Raw genomic sequence first — 7,471 nt, 5'->3', positions numbered from 1 at the left:
GCCGCCAGTCGGCGCGGCTCGAGATCCTCGCCGCCCCTGCCGAGAGCTCGGCACTGTTGCTGAAGGAACTGCGTCGTCTCATGCTCGAGCGCAGCGTGCTGCGGGGACAGGTGCTGTCGTTCAGCGGCAGCGAGTACGGCCAGGGAGCGGCGGGAGCCAACTTCCTCCGGCGACCCGATGTTCGAGCCGAAGACGTGATCCTGCCGTTCGGCGTGCTCGATGACGTGGTGCGCCACGTGGTCGGTATCGGCGATCACCGGGCACAGCTGCGGGCGACCGGTCAGCATCTCAAGCGCGGTGTTCTGCTCTACGGCCCGCCCGGCACCGGGAAGACGTTGACGGTGCGGCACCTGCTCGGGCGCACACCGGGGACGACGGCGGTGCTGCTCGCCGGCAACAGCATCCGGTTCATCACCGAAGCCGCGGACCTCGCCCGGGCCATGCAGCCGGCGATCGTGGTGCTCGAAGACGTCGACCTCGTCGCGATGGAGCGTGATCTGCACGGCGGTCCTCAGCCCCTGTTGTTCGCGGTCCTGGATGCGCTCGACGGTCTCGACGGGGACGCCGACGTTGCCTTCATCCTGACAACCAACCGAGTTGACATGCTCGAGCAGGCGCTGGCACAGCGACCAGGACGGGTCGATCTGGCCGTGGAGATCCCGCTTCCCGACACTGACGCCCGCCGGCGCCTGTTCGCGCTGTATGCGCGGGAACTGCCGCTGTCGGAGCTTGCCGTTCGGGATGCCGCAGACCGTGCGGACGGCGTCTCCGGCTCCTTTGCGAAGGAGCTGATGCGGCGCACCGTGCTCATCGCCGCGCAGGAGAACCGCACCGCGACGGATGCAGATCTTTCGACAGCATTGGATGGTCTGCTCTCGGCGCGCGAACACCTCACCCGGAGTTTGCTCGGACGCGGGGAGCCGGCGCATCCGGCCCCACTGGACCCGCACTTTCGTCCCATCTCAAGGAAAAACTGACCAGTCCAGGCCAACACATCACAGTATCCGTCCCTTCGGAACAGAATCTCCGTGAAACGGGGCTGACGACTACAGGATGCGCTCGCGCACGAAGTCGTCTTCCCACTTGCCGCCGAGAAGAAACTTCTTGGCGCCCACGATGACGAAGCCGCTCTTCTCATAGAACCGGTTCGCCCGCGTGTTCTGTTGATTGACGCCGAGCCAGACGCTGGCGCAACCGCGCGCACGGACCGCGTCGACGGATGCTGCCATGAGGGCGGCGGCGACGCCGCGGCCGTGGAGATCGGCGAGCACGTAGACCTTGCTCAGTTCGGCCGTTGGGCGCGCCAGAACCGCGGATGCGACATCGGGGTCGAGTGGATCGGCGCTGGGCGATTTCGGGAACACGAGCATCGTGTATCCGGCGGGCACGCCGTCGACCTCGGCGATGAGCAGCGCCCTGTGGGCATCCGCGAGGTACTCGGCAAAGCGTGCCTCGGACAGCTGCTGGGCGACGAAGTCGTCGATGTCCGACTGGAGTGTTCCCGGCGGGCAGGCCAGAGCGAACGTCGCCGCCGCCAGGGAATGCAACAACGCGGCGTCCGAAGACGCCGCGTTGCGCACTGCGACAGTCACAGCAAGAACCTACAGAACGTTGACATCCAGCGGGATGCCTGGGCCGAACGTCGTCGACACGGTTCCCTTGAGGACGTAACGGCCCTTTGAGGAACTCGGCTTGAGTCGCACGATCTCGTCGAGCGCTGCGGTGATGTTCTCACTCAGCTGCTCCGCCGAGAAGGACGCCTTGCCAGTGACGAAGTGGACGTTCGCGTGCTTGTCGACGCGGAACTCGATCTTGCCGCCCTTGATGTCGCTGACGGCCTTGGCGACGTCCATCGTCACGGTTCCGGTCTTCGGGTTCGGCATGAGGCCACGCGGCCCGAGGACCTTGCCGAGGCGGCCGACCTTGCCCATGAGGTCGGGGGTCGCGACGACCGCGTCGAAGTCGAGCCAGCCGCCGGAGATCTTCTCGATCATGTCGTCCGAGCCGACGTAGTCGGCGCCGGCCTCACGAGCGGCCTCGGCCTTGTCGCCATTGGCGAAGACGAGAACGCGGGCCGTCTTGCCCGTGCCGTGCGGCAGGTTGACGGTGCCGCGGACGGCCTGGTCAGCCTTGCGCGGGTCGACGCCGAGGCGGAAGGCGACCTCGACCGTCTCGTCGTACTTCGCCTTGGCCGTCTGCTTCGCGACGCGGACCGCCTCGAGCGGTGCGTACAGCTTGCCGGGCGTGATCAGCTCGGCAGCTGCGCGGTAGTTCTTGCTGCGCTTCATTGGTGCTCCTTGGTTGGTGCGGTGGAGTCGTGGTCCGGGGCCAGCGCTGGCCCTCCCACTGCACAACAGCATGTCGTATGCCGCTGGGCTCGGTTCCCGGGTCGCCCGCCCTCAGGCGAGGGCGGGCTACCAGAGGTCTGTGTGCTCAGAGGTCTGTGTGCTCAGAGCTGGGTCTCAATGCCCATCGAGCGAGCGGTGCCGGCGATGATGCGGGCGGCCATCTCCTCGTCGTTGGCGTTGAGGTCCTCCATCTTCATCCGGGCGATCTCGAGGACCTGGTCCCGAGAGAGCTTGGCGACCTTCGTCTTGTGGGGCTCACCCGAGCCCTTCTGCACGCCGGCAGCCTTCTTGATCAGCTCAGCCGCCGGGGGCGTCTTGGTGATGAAGGTGAAGGAGCGGTCCTCGTAGACCGTGATCTCGACCGGGATGACGTTGCCACGCTGGTTCTCCGTCGCGGCGTTGTACGCCTTGACGAACTCCATGATGTTGACGCCGTGCTGACCGAGGGCCGGGCCGACGGGCGGCGCCGGCGTCGCTGCGCCGGCCTGGATCTGCAGCTTGATGAAGCCTGAGACCTTCTTCTTGGGGGGCATGGATGCCTACCTTCTCTGTTGTGGGCCGACGCCGTGGGCGATGACCCCGTTGCATTTCGTGCTCGCGCGGAATCAACCACGCGGGTCTTGAGGGGTTCACGCGGGGCGAAGCGCCCCGTGCTTGGGTTCAGATCTTTGCGACCTGGCTGAAGGACAGCTCGACCGGTGTCTCGCGCCCGAAGATCGAGACGAGCACCTTGAGCTTCTGCGTGTCCGGGTTGATCTCGGAGATCGTCGCGGGAAGGGTCTCGAAGGGCCCTTCCATGACGGTGACCGACTCGCCGACCTCGAAGTCGACGACGGCGACCGGCTTCGGAGCCGCGGCCTGGGCGGCGGCGGCGCCTCCGGCCTCGGTGGGGACCTCGAGGTTCGGGGCCAGCATGGTGAAGACCTCGTCGATCGACAGCGGCACCGGCTGGTGGGCGTTGCCGACGAAGCCGGTCACCCCTGGCGTGTGGCGCACGGCGCCCCAGCTCTCGTCGGTGAGATCCATCCGGACGAGGACGTAGCCGGGCATCCGGACCCGGCGAACGAGCTTCTTCTGGCCGTTCTTGATCTCGGTCACCTCTTCCATGGGGACCTCGATCTCGAAGATGTAGTCCTCCATGTTGAGGGTCTGGATCCGGGTCTCCAGATTGGCCTTGACCCGGTTCTCGTAGCCGGCGTAGGAGTGCACGACGAACCAGTCACCGACGCGTGAGCGCAGGTCGGCCTTGAACGCGGCGATCGGGTCCTCGTCGGACTGCTCGGCGACCTGGGCCACCTCGATCTCGTCGGTCACGTCGGTGGACTCGTCGGTCACCTGCGTGGACTCGTCGACAGCGTCGTCGACCATGGCGCCGTCGGCCTGAGCGTCCACGACAGCGTCGAGCCCGCCGTCGACGGAGTCGGCCTCGGCGCCCTGGACGTCGCTCTCGGCGTACTCGGTGTCAACGCCCTGCTGGGCGAACTGGTCGGACACGTGCTGACCTACTTCCTTGCTCTTGGTTCGGCTGTCGGCTCCGGCGGCGCGAGCTACCCGCCCACGAAAGCCCACGAGACGAGCTTGCTCCATCCGAAGTCGAGCGCCGACACGATCCCCATGATGACCAGCACGAAGACGATGACCACCGTCGTGTAGCGCATCAGCTCGGGACCGGTCGGGCGAACGACCTTGCGAAGCTCGTCGAGGATCTGCCGCACGAAGAGGCCGATCGCGCCGAAGAAACGCGAGACAGGGTTGCCACCCGCAGCCTTGTCGGCCCGGCCGGACCCACTTCTGGCCTTTGTCTCCGTCACGATTCCTACTTTCTGTCTTGGGTCGAGGCCCGCGACAGCACCCCGAGCTGGCGAGGCGATAAGCCGCGTGCCGCCACGCACGACGACCACCTGTGGAACGCAGGGCAAGAGGGACTCGAACCCCCAACCGCTGGTTTTGGAGACCAGTGCTCTACCAATTGAGCTATTGCCCTTCACCGAGTCTCGTTGGGGGATTCCCGGCGGAACGGCAGCCGTCAGCGATGGCCTGGGCGCCGTCCGAAGGTCGATCATACGGGACGGAGACGGTCATGGCTAACCGGCGGACATGGGCGTCAGGACCGCAGGACCACCGGGATTCGGACCGGACCGGCGACCCGGTGGCCATTGGTGGGAGGATCGATTCGTGACCACGCACGTGCCCCTGGCTGATCTCTCCGATGACGAGCTCGCGCGCTACCTGCAGGACCAGCAGCAGGCGTACGACGAGCTCCGGGCCGCCGGCCTCCGGCTCGATCTCACCCGCGGCAAGCCTGCGTCGGACCAGCTCGACCTGTCCGATGCACTGCTGCGGCTGCCGATCGCCACGAGGGACCGCTCCGGCACGGACGTGCGCAACTACGGCGGCCTCGAGGGGCTCGGTGAGCTGCGCGAGATCTTCGCCGAGCTGCTCGGGACGAACCCGTCCCAGGTCATCGTCGGCGGCAACTCGAGCCTGAGCATGATGCACACGACGATCGTCGACTTCCTGCTCCACGGCGGCGTCGACTCCCCTCGCCCGTGGTCACAGGAGGAACGAGTCAGGTTCATCTGCCCGGTCCCCGGCTACGACCGTCACTTCTCTCTCGTCGGGTCCTTCGGTATCGACATGGTCACCGTCGAGATGCGCGCGGACGGGCCGGACATGGCGGCGGTCGAGGCGCTCGTCAAGGACGATCCGACCGTCAAGGGCATCTGGATCGTCCCGACCTACTCGAACCCGACCGGTGCCATCGTCTCCCAGGAGATCGCGGCACGACTGGCGGCGATGCCGACGGCCGCGCCGGACTTCACCATCTTCTGGGACAACGCCTATGCGTTCCACCACCTCACCGGGGAGGAGGCCAAGAGCGCCGACATCCTGTCGCTGGCCGCCGCCTCCGGGCACCCGAACCGGCCCATCGTCTTCGCGTCCACCTCCAAGATCACCTACGCCGGCGCCGGCGTCGCTGCGCTCGCTGCCAGCGAGGCGAACATCGCCTGGTACGTGAGGCACCTGTCCATGGGCTCCATCGGACCTGACAAGGTCAACCAGCTCCGGCATGCCGAGTTCTTCGGGTCGGCGCAGGGGGTCCGGGACCACATGGCCAAGCACCGGGACATCCTCGCCCCGAAGTTCGCCGCGGTCGACGACGCCCTGGCTGCACGACTCGCGGGCCGCGGCATCGCCGAGTGGAGCCACCCGAGGGGCGGCTACTTCGTCAATCTCGACGTCATCGACGGCACCGCGGCCCGGGTCATCTCCCTCGCGAGGGAGGCGGGCATCGCCCTCACGCCTGCTGGTGCGGCTTTCCCCCACGGCAATGACCCCCGGGACCGCAACATCCGCCTCGCCCCCAGTTTCCCGACTCTCGACGAGGTTCGCACGGCCATGGCCGGCGTGGCGACGTGCGTCGCGCTGGCCGCAGCAGAGAAGGTATCCGCTGACCGCGGCGTGCAGGTGGGTACGGCACAGAGCGTTTGATGACGCGCTGAACGAGGAAGGAAACCCAACATGAGCGGCACGGAGCCCAACGAGAACATCTCCGACGACCTGACGACCTACAGCGTCGACGACGAGGACCAGCTCCAGCCGGAGGACACCTTGATCAGCGATGGCGTCGAGGATCCCTTGGACCGCGGCTACTCGCCACCGGACACCGCGCGGGGCTCGAACGCCTTCGGCACCACCGCCTACGAGCAGTCCCTCGAGGAGACGATCGACCAGCGCATCCTCCAGGAGGAGCCTGACCCCCACTCCGCCTACGGCGCGCCGCACAACGAGAGCGGTCTCGACGACGATGACCGCATCGGCGGTGACGATCCCGACGCGATCGATGCCGAGGACGACTGGGTCGGGGACAGCGAGGTGGGCGACCGACGTGCCGGCCGGCTCGTCTCGGACGATGAGGGCACCCACGAGGACACCGAGAAGGAGCTGTGGGCCCGCGACGTCGGCATCGACGGTGCTGCGGCATCCGCAGAGGAGGCCGCGGTGCACATCATCGATGGGACGAGCAACGAAACGTCGCTCGAGTGACGAGAGGCTCTCAGGAGGCCCGATCGGTGGAGGTGTTGCCCAAGGCGCACCTCCACCTGCATTTCACCGGGTCCATGCGCATCGGCACCGTGCGCGACCTCGCCGCGAAGCACGGCCTGCCGTTGCCAGACGCCCTGCTCGGCGACTGGCCGCCTCAGCTGGCCAAGGCCACGGACGAGCGCGGCTGGTTCCGCTTCCAGCGCCTCTATGACACGGCGCGAGCCTGCGTGCGCGGGGAGGACGACATGCGTCGGATCGTCCGGGAGGCGGCCGAGGACGATGCGGCCGAGGGGTCCCGGTGGCTCGAGCTGCAGATCGATCCCACGTCCTACGCTCCGTTCGTCGGCGGGATCACCCCCGCCATCGAGATCGTGCTCGACGAGGCCCGTGCGGTGTCGGCGGACGGTCGGATCGGGGTCGGCATCATCGTGGCCGCCAGTCGGATGCGGCACCCGCTCGAGGCCCGCACGCTGGCGCGACTGGCCGTCCGGCACGCCGGCACTGGAGCCGGCGAGGTCGTGGGGTTCGGGCTGTCCAACGACGAGCGTCGCGGCCTCGTCGCCGACTTCGCGCCCGCCTTCGCCATCGCCCGGAGAGCGGGCCTCGCCCTCGTCCCGCACGGGGGCGAGCTGCTGGGGGCGCAGTCGGTCATGGAAACCCTGGAGTACCTGGACCCCGACCGAATCGGACACGGGGTGCGCTCGGTCGAGGACCCGCAGGTGCTCGACGCCGTGGCCGAGGCCGGAGTGGCACTCGAGGTGTGTCCAGGCAGCAACATCGCGCTGGGGGTGTACGCGGAGCACAATGACGTTCCCCTCATCCAGATCCTCGACGCCGGCATCCGCGTCGCCCTTGGGGCCGACGACCCGCTCCTCTTCGGCAACCGGCTCACCCATCAGTACGAGATGGCCCGCGACCTGGGCTGCCCGGACCCGGTCCTGGCCGACCTCGCGCGCGGCTCGATCCTCGCCAGCCGGGCGCCTGAGCCGGTCCGCTCCACGGCTCTCCGGGACATCGACGGATGGCTCGCCGACGAGCCGGAGAAGTCCGCTTTGCCGGTTTGACGTCCGTCCGGT

The 7,471-nt window shown here is 67.8% G+C and carries 9 protein-coding genes and 1 tRNA gene; 4 read left to right on the top strand and 6 right to left on the bottom strand.

From position 1 onward, the window contains the following. On the top strand, positions 1–977 hold a 977-nt coding region (locus VIR15_RS00380), incomplete at its 5' end, for an AAA family ATPase (protein WP_331925482.1). A 69-nt stretch (positions 978–1,046) separates the two neighbouring features. Here the strand turns inward: VIR15_RS00380 and VIR15_RS00375 are convergent. The 6 genes from VIR15_RS00375 to VIR15_RS00350 form a co-directional block, all read right to left on the bottom strand. Continuing rightward, positions 1,047–1,592 (bottom strand): GNAT family N-acetyltransferase, encoded by a 546-nt coding sequence (locus VIR15_RS00375; protein ID WP_331925481.1) that lies wholly within the window; start codon positions 1,590–1,592, stop codon positions 1,047–1,049. A gap of 9 nt (positions 1,593–1,601) precedes the next feature. Next, positions 1,602–2,288 carry a 50S ribosomal protein L1 gene (gene rplA / locus VIR15_RS00370; RefSeq protein ID WP_331925480.1) on the bottom strand — a complete coding sequence of 229 codons (687 nt, stop codon included), beginning with the start codon at positions 2,286–2,288 and terminating at the stop codon, positions 1,602–1,604. Between the two features lie 161 nt (positions 2,289–2,449). Further along, positions 2,450–2,881 carry a 50S ribosomal protein L11 gene (rplK, locus tag VIR15_RS00365; protein WP_331925479.1) on the bottom strand — a complete coding sequence of 144 codons (432 nt, stop codon included), beginning with the start codon at positions 2,879–2,881 and terminating at the stop codon, positions 2,450–2,452. Positions 2,882–3,008: 127 nt separating this feature from the next. Continuing rightward, positions 3,009–3,842: a transcription termination/antitermination protein NusG gene (gene nusG / locus VIR15_RS00360; RefSeq protein WP_331925478.1), complete on the bottom strand. Its 834-nt coding sequence runs from the start codon at positions 3,840–3,842 to the stop codon at positions 3,009–3,011. A 53-nt stretch (positions 3,843–3,895) separates the two neighbouring features. Beyond that, complete coding sequence (gene secE, locus VIR15_RS00355; protein ID WP_331925477.1) at positions 3,896–4,159, bottom strand: preprotein translocase subunit SecE; 264 nt, start codon at positions 4,157–4,159, stop codon at positions 3,896–3,898. Positions 4,160–4,259: 100 nt separating this feature from the next. Next, a tRNA-Trp gene (locus VIR15_RS00350) sits at positions 4,260–4,332 on the bottom strand. A gap of 191 nt (positions 4,333–4,523) precedes the next feature. Here VIR15_RS00350 and VIR15_RS00345 point away from each other — a divergent pair. The 3 genes from VIR15_RS00345 to VIR15_RS00335 are packed head-to-tail and all read left to right on the top strand — an operon-like array spanning position 4,524 to position 7,459. Further along, positions 4,524–5,840, top strand: a complete 1,317-nt coding sequence (locus tag VIR15_RS00345; protein ID WP_331925476.1) for an aspartate aminotransferase type Ic — start codon at positions 4,524–4,526, stop codon at positions 5,838–5,840. A 30-nt stretch (positions 5,841–5,870) separates the two neighbouring features. Next, complete coding sequence (locus VIR15_RS00340; protein WP_331925475.1) at positions 5,871–6,395, top strand: DUF5709 domain-containing protein; 525 nt, start codon at positions 5,871–5,873, stop codon at positions 6,393–6,395. Continuing rightward, entirely contained in the window at positions 6,392–7,459 is a 1,068-nt protein-coding gene (locus VIR15_RS00335; protein ID WP_331925474.1) for an adenosine deaminase, read from the top strand. Before VIR15_RS00340 ends, VIR15_RS00335 begins: the two co-directional genes overlap by 4 nt. The last annotated feature ends 12 nt before the right edge of the window (positions 7,460–7,471 follow it).

The organism is Intrasporangium sp. (assembly GCF_036566125.1).
Classification (GTDB): Bacteria; Actinomycetota; Actinomycetes; order Actinomycetales; family Dermatophilaceae; genus Intrasporangium.
This window is presented reverse-complemented; position numbering and strand designations above follow the sequence as displayed.